This is a genomic window from Paenibacillus sp. XP01, assembly GCF_057364885.1.
In genome coordinates, this window is the sequence record NZ_CP139481.1 from 4,082,175 (window position 1) to 4,096,106 (window position 13,932).

The following is a 13,932-nucleotide window of genomic DNA, read 5'->3' on the forward strand; positions in this document are numbered from 1 at the left end:
TTTATCCATCATGTATAATTCGAAAACATGATCTTATATATCTCGTTTTCAGATACTTCAGTTTCAGGGAGAGATTTCACTTATGGACATTCATTTATTGGAGATTTTTGTTCAAGCAGCTCGTGAAGGCAGCATTTCCCAGACCGCCAAAAAGTTAAACTATGCGCAATCCAATGTGACAAACAAGATTCAGCAATTGGAAGCTGAGCTTCAGACGACGTTGTTTTATCGCCATAAAAAAGGAATTACCCTTACTCCTTCCGGAGAAGTTTTAGTATCGTATACCGAAAAGATATTAAATATGATGGATGAAGCCAGGGCAGCGGTCGGGAATGCGTCCATTCCTACGGGCCCTCTGTCCATCGGCTCGATGGAAACGACGGCAGCCGTTCGGCTGCCTGCCGTCTTTGCTAAATATCATTTAAAGTATCCTTATGTCGATTTCTCTCTCATGACCGGGCCCACCGAAAAACTGCTTCATGCCGTTCTCCATTATGAACTGCATGGCGCATTTGTTTCTGGTCCGATCCAGCATCCTGATTTATGTCAAGAGAACGTTTTTGAAGAGACACTCGTACTGGTAACTTCCCCCGAACACCCTTTGGTTGATTCCATCCATGATTTGCAGAATCATACGATGCTGGTGTTTCCTAAAGGATGTTCATATCGTGCCAGGCTTAATTCTCTTTTCCAAGAAGAAGGATTATTGCCGGTAAAATTAATGGAATTCGGTACGCTTGAAACGATTCTTGCTTGTGTTCATGCGGGGCTGGGCATTACGTTACTCCCTTACTCGATCATTGCTGATTATGAGGAGCGAGGAAAGGTAATCAGTCACCGGCTGCCGACTGAGTATTCCTCTGTAACGACTCTGTTTGTTAAGCGCAAAGACACCTTAATTACACCAGCACTATCGGCTTTTTTAGACGAAGTGAGGAATAATCTCTCCATAAGCCTAATCTAAAGGTATCTACGTATGTAAGCACAGGCATAAGAAAGTACAGCTGCAATATAACCCGATTTCCAGGCATTATTTCTGTCCTTTAATCGCCATAAAATATCCCCCTTAGAATTCATCGGAATAACCAAAGGGGTATCCCATGTCCGTTCTAAGGGGGAGCATTTGAATCCAAATCGAGGGCTTTTTGACTCGTTCTGATCGGATTACGAACCTATTCTTCCTCGTTCTCGAATGGCTGTCTTTTTCCCTGACGTTTTTGAGGCTTCTTATCCTGTAACTGCAGCTGGCGAGCAATGGTATACCCGATAAGGAATGCAGGGGCTGAAACATTGCCGTCCACCGTAAATGGAATGATTGAAGCATCTGCAACGATCAAATCCTTCACCCCATGCACGTTTCCCCTCCGATCAACAACCCCTCCCCTATGTAAAGGAGCCATGCGAAGCGAACCCTGCTGGTGATGGTTATGGTCAAAATTCTCTTTTATAAAATCCTCCAACTTGGAGTCATCGTCAATGATATCGGTAGTTGGCGAAATAAGCCGGTACGCCGGGTCGATGGATGTGAGCTTGGCAGCGATATTTTTAACATATATTCTGTAAATATTTTTAACGGCTTCCATGTCATCGGGATTGGCAAGAAATCCTTCATCCGCAAGCACGATTTTAAGCGGATCATTGTTCTGGATTTTAATGAAACCGCGGCTCTTAGGGCGCAAGTACAGGAGTGCAAGCGTTAAATGGCGGTCGGAACCGATGCCAATCAGCTGTACTGCCCGCCGATTTCCGCTCGGCTCCATCGGGGCGGGCAAAAAGGCTCCCCCTGTATAAAGGGCATTCGGATCATTAGCAGGCAGGGCGTTATCGTTGGGATTCGTTGTGAACACGGCCGTGTTGAGCGTATGGTTTCTCAGCCTCTGGCCTACATTAGGATTGTTAAAAATAACAGGGATACCTGCTTTTTTCAACAATGGGGCAGGTCCGATTCCGGATAGCATGAGCAGCTGAGCGCTATTGATGCCGCCCGAAATAATCACTTTTTTTCGTGCGTAGGCCCGAACGCGTTTCCCTTCTTTCAGAAATTCCACGCCTGCAGCGCGTTTTTGATCAAAAAGCACGCGCAGCGCCGTTGATTTAAAGAACACTCTTAGTTTCCTGCCTTTTACACCGCGACCGGAAGGGGTTATAATATCCAAGGAGAGAAACGCCTTCGAAGAACTTTCCCTTCGACCGCTCGGATCTTGATACAATTGCCATCTTGTAAACGGACCAAGGGGTGTTTTCGGGTCATTATAATCCAGGATCTCCGGGAAGCCTGTAGCCTGTTCAATGGCTGCGGTAAGCTTCTCGGCCATCGATGTGGGGTGTACTGGTGCCTGCCTGATATCCAGCCGTCCGTGGTATCCCCGCGCGCTTGGATTATCGGTTTCTCCGTTATACTTTTCCAATTTCTTAAACCGGCGCGTAGCCCGTCTTGGTGACCACAGCGGTCCAAGCAGCTTCTCCCATTCCCTAAAAACATCTGGTGTCGGGCGTACATATTGCTCCCCGTTAATCGAAGATCCACCGCCTAAGAGGCGTCCTGTGGTCCATTCAAATGATCGGTCATCCACCCCCTCTTGCGGAATCCCTTCCCCCTGCCAGAAGTATTGCGGGAAAAATTGTTCCTCCAGCTCAAGAGCAAAGGTAGAATCCCGGATCGGTTTATCCTTATCGTTGTTTTCTCCGGCCTCAAGGACAAGAACTGAGGTTTGTTTATCATCACTGAGTATTTTTGCAATGACTGCGCCGGCAGGGCCTGTTCCTACGACAATATAATCGAATGTCCATTTCCTATCCATCAAAGCTCTCCTCTGCATATAGGCTAATGTCAGAATATTACCTTTTCCTGTCCTTTGTTCCTGAGCGGAATAAAAAAAGGTCCGCCTTTGGCGGACCCCTGTTCGGTTATTTCTTGATAATAACAGGCCGAACTGTTTTTGTTGTCAAGACGTTAAGTGCATCACGCACGTCTCTCGCGAAAGTTAGCGGTTTCTCGTTCTTTTCGAAGTGGATATACCACAGGTTAGGGTTGGTAAATAACCAGTGGTTATGAAGCGCAGTGACCTTGATGCCATGGCTGCGCAGCCGGGAAATAAATGGATTGATTTCCGCGGTCAAAATGACAGTTTCGCCAAGGCATAATGCTCTCCCGTTACGGCCAATGTTCTCAAAGGAAAATGCCTGAGGGATGGCCAGAAACGATCTGGTTTTTTTGCCTAAAATCGTAGGTTTGATGTTATTTCTGACCGTAGAAGCTGTACAAACACCGTTAATCACCTGCGGTGTTGCCTTCAAAATAGAAGCGAATTGTCTACAAAGCGGACTAATTGCCATCTGTTCATTCCTCCAATCTTGTAATATACCAACATACTATGGAGGGGTGAAAGATATGGTGAAGGCTGCTAGCATGTATAATAGGACCATTTTTAAAAGCGGCGAATGAAAACGGACTAGCGTAATGTCGAACGCTAGTCCGTTTCGGTTTGTTCATTTTTCGCCTTGTTGAGCTGCTTGCGCTCAATATGGGCCGCTCCCCATTGATGTAAGGTTTCCAAAATCGGAGACAGACTCATGCCGTATTCCGTGATAGAGTACTCCACTTTCGGCGGGATTTGTGGATAAACGACTCGTTTCACGATCTCTTCCTCTTCCAATTCGCGCAGATGGAGCGTAAGCATCCTTTGAGTGATATCAGGCAGCAATCTTCTTAGCTCATTGAACCTCAGAGGTTTGCCTTGAAGTAAATGATAAAGAATCATCGGCTTCCATTTGCCGACAATTGAATCCAGCGCCACAACGAATTGGCAATGCCCGGGGTTCTTTGGCATGCCTTGCCTCCTTTGCAGTACCTTTTTTAATACTATAGCACATATTTGTGCGTACTTCACAATTAAAATATATACGATATGATTAATCCAGAAAGTGTATTTATTTTAATTACAGAAGGGAAGTTTTTATTTATGGCAACTGTACTTTACATCACCGCCCATCCCCTGGATTCCCAGTCATCTTTTAGTCTCGCGGTAGGGGAAAAATTTATAGAAGCTTATCGTGAGGCAAATCCAACCGATGAAATTATTCATCTCGATCTGTACCAAGAGGATATTCCGCCAATCGATGCCGATGTTTTACGGGGGTGGGGAAAGATCCGGTCGGGTTCGTCTTTCGATCAACTGTCTGATGAAGAGAAATCAAAAGTAGCCCGTCATGAAGCCATTATTGATCAATTCGTGGCTGTCGATAAGTACGTGTATGTTTCACCGATGTGGAATTTCTCGATCCCGCCGGTTTTGAAAGCCTATACGGATGCGACTTCCATTCCGGGCAAAACGTTCAAATATACCGAAAATGGTCCTGTAGGTTTGTTGTCCGGCAAGAAAGCCTTACACATTCAAGCTAGCGGTTCCGTTTATTCGGAAGGTCCCCTTGCTCCGATTGAAATGGGATACAGTTATCTAAAAAAGGTTCTGCATTTCTACGGGATTCAATCGATTGAAGCCATTTTTGTGGAAGGAACGGCATCATCCGAACAAGCTCCAGCGATTAAGGAAAAAGCAATTGCACATGCTAAGGAAGTCGCCAAACGTTTCTAATCGCAGTTGTGGCTTCATCATATCTCACCTATGGAAAAGAATTTAGATAAACGATATACTATATAAACCGCAAAAAACAAACACACGTTAACGGAGAGGCAGAACCAATCTGGAGAAGCAAAGCGTTCGCATTTATCACCGGATTTTCTCCTTAGAAAAGGGGAATCCCAAAAATCTGGGGATAACAGCGATTGGAAGATGGTACTGCACTCGCAGTGCCCTAGTGAAAATGATTAGTGCGGTTTATATAACTGTAGCTGTTTTTTGATGAGGTGAATATCCAATGGATGAAGTTGATGAATCCAAACAACTTGTGTTGCAGATCGGCGGTGCCTTGAAAAGGTACAGAAAAGAAAAAAGCATGAGTTTAGACGACTTAGCGGAGATAACGGGCGTAAGCAAACTTACTCTCGGGAATATCGAACGTGGCGAAACAAATCCAACCTTGGCGATTTTATGGAAAATTTCAAAGGGCATATCTTTACCGTTAATGGCTTTGTTTAAATCAGAAGACCCCGTTAGTTTGTATCGAGCAGGCGAGGGTTTGCGGTTTTCGAATGACCAAAAAAATTGGATGATTGAACCCGTTTTTAAAAGTAACGATACTGAAATGTGTCGGGCTTACTTACAGCCACATAGCTCGTATCACCCTGAAGGCCATCATGTGAATACAACTGAAATTGCGACAGTCATGACGGGCTCCATTGAAATTCAAGTCAATGGAGAGACTTACACATTGAATCAATATGATACGATCAGTTTTCGAGCGGATCGTCCTCACGCTTATACAAACCCTACAGATAGCGAAACCGTGCTCCATATCTCCCTAAAGTATGGTCCATAAAATTCGAAAATATGACTTACTAAATAGAACTCCACACTTCCGTAACGGAATGTGGAGTTCTTTTTTTTGTTTTGATTATTTTAAATATATTTAAATTTGTTTATTGTAAAAAATAATATATTATAATATACTTTTGTTGTCCGCGCGGACGTTATTGCATTGTTTTTTCAATCAGCAGAAAACAATTTATCCGTTTAAAATACAGGAGGAGAAATGAAGAATGCCGAACAACCAAATTAAAAAAGCCGTACCATCCTCTATAGGATTCATCATTCTCGGCATTATTTTTATCGCAGCTAATTTACGTACTCCCTTAACCTCGGTCGGTCCGCTAGTCAGTCTCATAAGGGATGACGTTCATATTTCAAATACATTAGCAGGCCTGATCACAACGGTACCTTTGCTCGCCTTTGCCTTATTATCACCTCTGGTACCGAACTTAGGACGTAGGTATGGGGTTGAGCGTCTCATTTTGATATCCCTCGTCTTTCTGACGGTTGGTATTGTAATCCGTTCTTTATCTGGCGCAGTTAATCTGTATATAGGGACAGCCATTCTCGGATTCGCCATTGCCGTATGCAATGTATTATTGCCAAGTATAATCAAAAGGGATTTCCCGAATAACATTGGCTCCATGACAGGTGTTTACTCCATCTCAATGAGTTTATGCGGGGCGATCGCATCGGGAATCAGTGTACCGTTAGCCGTGAACGCAGGTTTGCAATGGCAGGGAGCATTGGGAATATGGGGGATCCTCAGCTTTGTATCGATCCTCTGTTGGTTACCTCAATTAAGAAATCAAATGAAGCAAACAGCCACGACGAGTCAACAAACGGCCCGTAACGTTGTGAATGTTTGGCGATCTCCTCTTGCCTGGCAAGTAACCTTGTTTATGGGGATACAGTCCATGGTTTTCTATGTGTTGATCGCTTGGTTGCCTGAAATTTTAAAGCAGCAAGGAATTGACTCCAACCAATCGGGATGGTACCTTTCGATCATGCAGTTGGCACTGCTTCCATTTACTTTTATAGTTCCCGTTATTGCCGGGCGTATGTCTAACCAACGATTGTTAGTGATCATCACAACCATTTTGCTTTTGACGGGGACGCTCGGACTTCTTTACGGAAGCTCCGATATCATTTTGCTGTGGATCGTCATCCTTGGAATTGGTGGAGGCTTCGCTTTTAGTTTGTCCATGATGTTTTTCGGATTACGTACTGAAAATGCGCATCAAGCAGCGGAACTGTCTGGCATGGCGCAATCGGTCGGATATCTTCTTGCCGCAATCGGCCCAGCCCTTATAGGATATCTCCATGATGCGACGAATAGTTGGAGCCTGCCGCTCTTTATTCTGCTTGGCGCTTCGGTCTTACTCTTTGTAGTCGGTATGGGAGCAGCAAAAAACCGCGTTGTCGGCGGCCGAACTAGTTCCGTGCCGGCACGGAAAGAACGATAATAGGCTTGAAAAAATGTTGCAGCCATTGATGAAGGTGAAATAACGAACAAAAGCCGCAGTTCATGCGGCTTTTGTTGTTGGAATCAGAATACTCTGTATTTTTTCCATCAAAGCACGCCACATCGATCGCTCTCGGCGGCTCTCGCATTCGATCAACCTTACTCTCTTCCAATTCAATTATGATCCAAATCATGATGAAGTTCTTTGGCGGGAACAACGGGCTCGTATTTTTGCCCTTTTGCAACAGGTTGTGATAAATAAACGAAGTCCCCGGTTCCGTCGGGTGCGCTTCCTTTAGCCCACAACCCTTCGCTGGATTCGGTTCCTTCAGATAGATTCCAGAACTCGTAGGCTTCAGGTTGAGACTCCTGCTCTGCCTCCGGCGGAAAGGAAGCCGGTACCACGACGCCATTCTTTTCTTCCAGCTCCTGAATGGCGGCCATCCATTGATATTGATGATAACGATCCCGTGCCAGCATTTTTCGTAAAGTCGCGCGGACGCCTTCATCGTTCGTCATCTGATATAGTCTCGCCACTTGCAATCGGCCCTGACTCTCGGCATGCAGATTAGACCGCATGTCTGCAAGAAGGTTGCCGCTGGCCACGATATAAGAACCGTTCCATGGTACGCCGGTAGAGTTGGTAGGTAAGCCGCCCAATCCGCTTACAAGCAGATGTTGGGGATTAATGCCTCCCATAATGGCAGCTGTAACGGGATCCTCAGCGGCTTTCTGCTGCTCGGCAGGTGTGGCGCCATCCAATAGCTGGCTAATCAATGCGCATAACATTTCGACATGGCCAATTTCCTCCGTGCCGATATCCATCAGCATATCTTTGTATTTTTCCTCGCCCCGACAATTAAACCCTTGAAAAAGGTACTGCATCATCACTGTCATTTCACCGAACTGCCCTCCCAGTACTTCCTGGACCTGGCGTGCAAATGCCGGATCAGGGCGATCTACTTTAACCTCGAACTGTAACTCTTTCTGATGTCGAAACATATGATTTCCTCCGTTTGTAAGTTGGATTGATTTCTAAAAGTATATAACCCTTTCACATCGCTCTAAACAGAGGGTAAACTCTTTCCGATCAACCAACCTTCCCACTTTCCTGCTTGTTTCACCCATCGTTTCGACGGGATTCGATATGCCTCACTGCTCCAATAACGCTCAGCTGCTTCCGCTTCTTTGACACAAATCTCTTGAAAAGAGGTGTTTCACTGGCTAGAATACTGGGTATTAAGCACATATTGTTGTTTTTAACCGACGATTTCTTATTGAACATAAGATATCCGCAAAACACTAAATTTCGACGATGTATTATACACCAAAAGGAGAGCTCAAAATGCAGGTTCAAAAGGTTGATCATCATGAATTATTCGAGCAGATATATAACCTAGCGCCTATTGGAATTGCACTCGTTGCTCCGACAGGGCAATGGCTGAAAGTGAACCCTGCTTTTTGCAATATGATGGGCTTTACCAGTGAGGAATTATTGAATCTCAGCTACCAGGATATTACGCATCCCGAGGACTCGCCGCAAGATGTGATCTATGCCTGTGAGCTGTTTGAAGGTATATCGAAAGAACATAAATACGAAAAACGATACATCAAAAAAGATGGCAATGTCCTTTGGACTTCATTACATGTTTCCTTGGCTCGAGACGAAACGACGGATGAGCCGCTTTACTTCATTTGCCATATTGTGGATATTACGGATCGTAAAGCGTCCGAACAGAAGCTATTGCACAGTGAAGAGATGTTCAAACTGATTTCGGATAATGCTCAGGAGATCATTTATATCACGAATTGTGAAGGCGTCTGTCGATTCTGCTCCCCTTCCGTTCAGCATTTGCTGGGCTACTCGCCCGAAGATATAATTGGCAAGGATAACATTGCATATTTCCATCCCCAAGATCTGGAACGTATCTCACAGATGGACCTGTCCTCTGGCAATATGCTGAATGTTAGGATTCGCCATAAAGACGGTCATTATCTTTGGTTCGAAACCACGTATAAAATCATCGGAAATGCTGAGCATGAACAGCAGATCCTTTTCATTGGACGAGATGTCTCCGAACGAAAAAAACATGAAGAGATCGTTGCAGAGGCAGAGCGTATCGCGATGATCGGCAGTTGGGAATGGGATATGGTCAATGACCAAATCGCCATTTCAGATCAAATTTTTGAGATTCTTGAACTCGAACGCACTCCCCAACGATATCGGGCAAGTGATGTTTTTAAAGCCATGAATCCCGCGGATGCAGCATCTCTGCAACAAAAAATCGGCTGGGTAAAACAAGGCGAGCCGCTTGATTTCGAGTACAAATACATCAGCAAGAATGGCAGCGAGAAATATCTTCACTTGCGCGGATTAATTACGTTTGATGAATACTGCAAGCCAGTACAGTTAAATGGGACATTGCAGGATATTACCGAGCGGAAACTCATTGAATTCAAGCTGCAGGAGACCGTGGAAAGGTACACATCGCTGAAAAAATATAATCATGACGCCATTATCTCGTTTAACATGGATGGGAACATTATGAATGCCAATCCTGTAGCGGTGAAAATGACAGGCTGTCCCGTGGCTGAAATGAGCGGCACAAGCATACAAAGGTTTATCGGAGCCGTTAATCTAGGTCTGATTCTCCGCAGCAATTACGAGTTGGCCGAGAAGGAAATCAACACCATTCGCCATAAGGACGGCCACGAGACCGAAGTCTTGGCTACGCTTGCTCCGATCATTATCAACAAGGCCAATGTCGGGTTTTATCTGATCGCAAAGGACATTACCGAACAGAAAAAACTGCTCGTTGCCAAAGAGACGGCCGAGAGAATGAATCAGGCCAAAAGTGAATTTCTCGCCATGATGAGCCATGAAATTCGCACCCCGATGAACGGCGTAATCGGGATGACGGACCTGCTGCTGGATACGCCGGGACTCAGCGGAGAACAAAAGGAATATATCAGCATTATCCAGAAGAGCGGAGATTCCTTGCTGGCCATCATTAATGATATTCTTGATTTTTCCAAAATCGAGTCAGGCAAAACCGAGCTGGTCGATGATCCGTTTGATCTTCGAGAAATCGTGACAGAAACGGTGCAGATCGTAAAACCACTGGTTCGCGAAAAGAATCTGGATATCCGTGTATGTCTGGATGATGCCATTCCGACTCCGGTGCATGGCGATGCTTACCGTCTTAAACAAGTACTGACCAATATCATCGGCAACGCGGTTAAATTCACTTCAGAAGGCGGCGTGGAAATCAATGTCGGCGTTAAAGAGCAGTGCAGCAGCAACGTGCAGCTGCAATTCACGGTGAAGGATTCGGGAATAGGGATTCCGGCGGAGAAAAGACAACAATTGTTTGAGCCGTTCTACCAGCTGGAAAACTTCATGACTCGCAAACCTCAAGGCACCGGTCTCGGGCTTGCCATCAGCAAAAAGCTGGTGGAGCTGATGCAGGGTGATATCTGGATCGAAGAATCGGATGAACCGGGTACAACCTTTGCATTTACCGCATGGTTCAAGTTGAACAACAATGAAGAGAGCAGCACATTCGATCAACAACAGAAAAAGAACAAATCGGCATCTCTTCGGATTCTGATCGCGGAAGACAATGAGGTGAATCAGCTTGTCCTTGGCAGAATGATCGAGAAAAAAGGACACTTTGTAGACCTGGTGGTCGACGGTGCCGAAGCTGTCGAGGCTGTCAAACGGCATGCGTATGATATTGTTTTTATGGACGTGCATATGCCGCGGCTGGATGGCTTTGAAGCGACTAAAGCGATTAAGGAAATGCTTGACCCCCAATCATGTCCATTTATTGTTGCGGTAACGGCAAATGCCGTAAGAGGAGACATGGATAAATGCTTGAAGGCAGGCATGGATGCATATGTAAGCAAACCTATTAAAGGCGAGTCGATTACGCAAGTGCTGGAGATGTATTATATCAAGAACCAGATCAATCATTCATAATTTGCAAACAAAGCTAACGATGAAGGTTTCGTATCAAGCCATAGATGAACATCCGTCCATCTATGGCTTGATTGCATGCATTCCGCCACTGGATAAAAATTTGTTTTCTTAAAACATAGAAAAACCGCTGTTCCAGCGGCTTTCCACGAAACGATGTTTTTTCTCCTCTCAATAAAAGAATCCCTTTAATCTATATCTTTTCCTGTCCATAATCTTACGCGGTCCTTGATCCACTCGGTATATTGTTGTTCCATGCCTTCCGCTCCCGCTTGGTTGAGTTCTGCAATCATGTTGTCGTAAATTCCGTCAAATGAATCCGGAGAGGATGTAACGGCTTCAGCAATACGCTTTTGTATGATATCCTGCGTCTTCTGGTATACAACGTTGTAATCTCCGCTATCCGAAGGGATCGGCATATTGTACGCGGCTCCCCATTCTTTGACAGGAAATTGTTCTTCGGATGGGAACAGATCCTTCCAGGTCGTGATACCATAACCTTGTAGCGCTTCTTTTTCGGCATTGGAGTAACTCTGTTGAATTTGTTCGGGATAATTGGTAGTGTAGTAGTTCCCCGTCGAATCTTTGACGCCGTCTCCATAGTGCGCACCAAAAATATAATACAGACCGATTCCGGATTCGGCAGTGAAGGCATTATTGTCCTTATTTTTTCGCTCTTGCACTTCTTCCGGAATGGTGCGAACTCCGTCTTTGACGACGTAGTGTTCGCCTTCAATCCCCCAGTTCCGCAGGATTTGCCCTTCTTCCGAGGACATCCAATCCAAAAATTTAATGGCTCTCACGGGATCTTCGCAATTCACGGTAATGCCGATGCCATATCCGTCAAAACCTATGTCCTGAAAGTCTTTTCGCACAAAGTCTTCATTAAGCGTGACGGGATAATATCCATACGTCATCTCATCCTTCCCTGCGCTTTTGAGCGCATTTTCTGCATCGCTGTATCCCCAATTCGGATCAAGCAAGGAAAGGACGCGTCCGCTCGCAATTTTGGATTTATACTGATCATCCTTCTGTACAAAACTATCTTTGTCCAACAATCCCTCGTTGTACATTTTATTCAACCAACGGAAGTACTCCTTTTCTTCAGGGCGTTTGTAATGCAGTACAGCCTCATAGGTTTCGGGATCAATATAATACTCACCGTCCCCTGGACTTCCCGTGGACATGGCAGCCGGGTCGGTAACCGTAATCATTCTTCGCCAACCGTCAGCGCTAAGAGACAACGGGATGGTTGGTTGACCGTCTTCTGTGGTAGGATGTTTTTCGTAGAATTGTCGCAGTACTTGTTCAAAGTCTTCCAACGTTTTGATTTCCGGGTATCCAAGCTCTTTGACGACCCGATGTTGAATGGCAGCCCCGTTATTTGCATCGAAATATATTTGGTCAATGGCGCCATTTGTCGGAATCCAATATATGGACGGATCTTCATTGCTATATTTCAAACGGTTAAAGTGTTCTCCATAAATCTTTTTCAAGTTCGGCGCGTGTTCTTCAATCAGGTCCGTCAAATCAATCATCGCACCGGCATCGACCAATCTAGTTAAATTCCCTTTAGGAAAAATCAAATCCGGATAGTCCCCGCTTGCAGCCATGAGCGAAATGCGGTCGTTTCCTCCCCCGCTGGAAATATCGTATTCCGCGTTAATCGTCACGCCCGTCAATTCGGTGATTTTCTTTCCAACCGCATCTTGCATTTTATTCCAATTGGGACTTGCGTCAGCTCCGAAAAAGGTAAACGTAACGGCCTGATTGGACTCGCCTCCTTCCGAATCCGGCGTGTTGGCTGCATTTCCATTTCCACAACCGGCAATGAACAGCGTCGTCGCAAGCATGAACGCTCCCAGTTTCATCTTTCCCGATTTCATTGATCTTCGCCCCCCGCATTTGGCTCTCTTGATATTAGGATGCAAAACAAGATGAATAGAATGCGCTTTCAAATGTTATTTTTGCTCTACCTTCTTCAACATCCTCTCTTTATCGTAAATCTCGTCTATGAAGCAAACCTTGATTTTCTAGACCAATGAATAGCATTATAAAGACATCCTTCCTGATAAGTGGTGATTACGATCAAGAATATCCCTTTAAGATGGTTTACGAAAGATGAGGAATTCCCTTTCTTTATTCAGTATGGCGGCCATGATGAAGATTTCCCCTTACACAATCATCTGGACTTTCTGGAACTCGTCATCGTTCTTAACGGTCATGCAACGCATGTCGTTAACCATGAAGTTACGTTTATCAAAAAAGGGCATGTTTTTATCATTCATGGACATGATGCACATGCTTATTTAGACCCCTGCAGCTTCAGAATATGTAATATCATGTTCAAACCCGAATTATTGGACCGCATTGGACCTGACTTACACTCGTTAAATGGGTATGTGTCTATGTTTATTCCGGAGACCTCCTGCACAAATAAAAAGGTGAAGCAGCATCATCTGTCCATGCCCTTAAATGATTTCGAATACGTAGAAGCATTTGTTGCCGAAATGATCGATGAATACCAGTTAAAGCAGCCAGGTCATAAAACGTTATTGACTTCAAAATTCATCGAATTGGTAATTTACTTGTCCAGATTTCATGAATCCGGCGGAAGAGGAACAAAAACCCATTTAGTGCATTTGTCTACGGCGGTATCTTATATCGAGGATCATTATTTAGAACAAATTAGTCTGGAAGACATCGCATCGCATTCCAATATTTCTACAAGGCATTTAAACCGGATTTTCAAATCGTTTTATCAGACATCGCCTATGGCGTACCTTCAGCGTTTGCGGTTGGAACGCGCCTGTCATCTTCTAAGATTGACCCAGTGGCCTATTACTCAAGTCTCTTATCAATCGGGATTCAATGACAGCAATTATTTCTCAAGGCAATTTAATAAAGTATACGGAATGTCACCTAAGCAGTTTAGGCAAAAAGAGTCCACTTCCTGAACTACAGTAACAATAGCTTGACACGGGCGTTAACGATGTATTCAACCTAATTCAAATGAAAACAGCCGATCCTTTTGATCGGCTGCCGGGCAGCAAAAACTC

At 44.8% G+C, this 13,932-nt stretch carries 11 protein-coding genes; 6 read left to right on the forward strand and 5 right to left on the reverse strand.

What is annotated here, in order from left to right; translation table 11 throughout:
• Positions 1–82: 82 nt before the first annotated feature.
• Positions 83–964 (forward strand): LysR family transcriptional regulator, encoded by an 882-nt coding sequence (locus tag SNR34_RS18375; protein WP_486179878.1) that lies wholly within the window; start codon positions 83–85, stop codon positions 962–964.
• 208 nt (positions 965–1,172) lie between these two features.
• On the opposite strand, the gene SNR34_RS18380 is transcribed toward SNR34_RS18375, so the two are convergent.
• The 3 genes from SNR34_RS18380 to SNR34_RS18390 form a co-directional block, all read right to left on the reverse strand.
• Entirely contained in the window at positions 1,173–2,801 is a 1,629-nt protein-coding gene (locus SNR34_RS18380; protein WP_486179879.1) for a GMC family oxidoreductase, read from the reverse strand.
• 106 nt (positions 2,802–2,907) lie between these two features.
• Positions 2,908–3,336: a DUF1259 domain-containing protein gene (locus tag SNR34_RS18385; protein ID WP_343260193.1), complete on the reverse strand. Its 429-nt coding sequence runs from the start codon at positions 3,334–3,336 to the stop codon at positions 2,908–2,910.
• Positions 3,337–3,470: 134 nt separating this feature from the next.
• On the reverse strand, positions 3,471–3,830 hold the full coding sequence (locus tag SNR34_RS18390; protein WP_236412354.1) for a winged helix-turn-helix transcriptional regulator: 360 nt from the start codon (positions 3,828–3,830) through the stop codon (positions 3,471–3,473).
• A gap of 132 nt (positions 3,831–3,962) precedes the next feature.
• Between SNR34_RS18390 and SNR34_RS18395 the strand changes: the two genes are divergently transcribed.
• The 3 genes from SNR34_RS18395 to SNR34_RS18405 all read left to right on the forward strand — a co-directional run bounded on the left by SNR34_RS18395 (position 3,963) and on the right by SNR34_RS18405 (position 6,895).
• Positions 3,963–4,595: an FMN-dependent NADH-azoreductase gene (locus tag SNR34_RS18395; protein ID WP_486179880.1), complete on the forward strand. Its 633-nt coding sequence runs from the start codon at positions 3,963–3,965 to the stop codon at positions 4,593–4,595.
• A gap of 283 nt (positions 4,596–4,878) precedes the next feature.
• Positions 4,879–5,439, forward strand: a complete 561-nt coding sequence (locus tag SNR34_RS18400; RefSeq protein WP_339272763.1) for a helix-turn-helix domain-containing protein — start codon at positions 4,879–4,881, stop codon at positions 5,437–5,439.
• 220 nt (positions 5,440–5,659) lie between these two features.
• Positions 5,660–6,895, forward strand: coding sequence for a CynX/NimT family MFS transporter (locus SNR34_RS18405; RefSeq protein WP_486179881.1), 1,236 nt, complete (start codon positions 5,660–5,662; stop codon positions 6,893–6,895).
• Between the two features lie 173 nt (positions 6,896–7,068).
• On the opposite strand, the gene SNR34_RS18410 is transcribed toward SNR34_RS18405, so the two are convergent.
• Positions 7,069–7,896: a manganese catalase gene (locus SNR34_RS18410; RefSeq protein WP_486179882.1), complete on the reverse strand. Its 828-nt coding sequence runs from the start codon at positions 7,894–7,896 to the stop codon at positions 7,069–7,071.
• 343 nt (positions 7,897–8,239) lie between these two features.
• Here SNR34_RS18410 and SNR34_RS18415 point away from each other — a divergent pair, with 343 nt between their 5' ends.
• Positions 8,240–10,876, forward strand: coding sequence for a PAS domain S-box protein (locus SNR34_RS18415; RefSeq protein WP_486179883.1), 2,637 nt, complete (start codon positions 8,240–8,242; stop codon positions 10,874–10,876).
• 185 nt (positions 10,877–11,061) lie between these two features.
• Here SNR34_RS18415 and SNR34_RS18420 read toward each other — a convergent pair whose 3' ends face one another.
• Positions 11,062–12,759 carry an ABC transporter substrate-binding protein gene (locus tag SNR34_RS18420; protein WP_339272771.1) on the reverse strand — a complete coding sequence of 566 codons (1,698 nt, stop codon included), beginning with the start codon at positions 12,757–12,759 and terminating at the stop codon, positions 11,062–11,064.
• Between the two features lie 192 nt (positions 12,760–12,951).
• Here SNR34_RS18420 and SNR34_RS18425 point away from each other — a divergent pair, with 192 nt between their 5' ends.
• On the forward strand, positions 12,952–13,830 hold the full coding sequence (locus SNR34_RS18425) for a helix-turn-helix domain-containing protein (RefSeq protein ID WP_486179884.1): 879 nt from the start codon (positions 12,952–12,954) through the stop codon (positions 13,828–13,830).
• Positions 13,831–13,932 lie beyond the last annotated feature (102 nt).

Coding starts and splice junctions, on each gene's coding strand:
- SNR34_RS18375 (WP_486179878.1), top strand. CDS start 83: ATGGACATTCATTTATTGGAGATTTTTGTTCAAGCAGCTCGTGAAGGC.
- SNR34_RS18380 (WP_486179879.1), bottom strand. CDS start 2,801: ATGGATAGGAAATGGACATTCGATTATATTGTCGTAGGAACAGGCCCT.
- SNR34_RS18385 (WP_343260193.1), bottom strand. CDS start 3,336: ATGGCAATTAGTCCGCTTTGTAGACAATTCGCTTCTATTTTGAAGGCA.
- SNR34_RS18390 (WP_236412354.1), bottom strand. CDS start 3,830: ATGCCAAAGAACCCCGGGCATTGCCAATTCGTTGTGGCGCTGGATTCA.
- SNR34_RS18395 (WP_486179880.1), top strand. CDS start 3,963: ATGGCAACTGTACTTTACATCACCGCCCATCCCCTGGATTCCCAGTCA.
- SNR34_RS18400 (WP_339272763.1), top strand. CDS start 4,879: ATGGATGAAGTTGATGAATCCAAACAACTTGTGTTGCAGATCGGCGGT.
- SNR34_RS18405 (WP_486179881.1), top strand. CDS start 5,660: ATGCCGAACAACCAAATTAAAAAAGCCGTACCATCCTCTATAGGATTC.
- SNR34_RS18410 (WP_486179882.1), bottom strand. CDS start 7,896: ATGTTTCGACATCAGAAAGAGTTACAGTTCGAGGTTAAAGTAGATCGC.
- SNR34_RS18415 (WP_486179883.1), top strand. CDS start 8,240: ATGCAGGTTCAAAAGGTTGATCATCATGAATTATTCGAGCAGATATAT.
- SNR34_RS18420 (WP_339272771.1), bottom strand. CDS start 12,759: ATGAAATCGGGAAAGATGAAACTGGGAGCGTTCATGCTTGCGACGACG.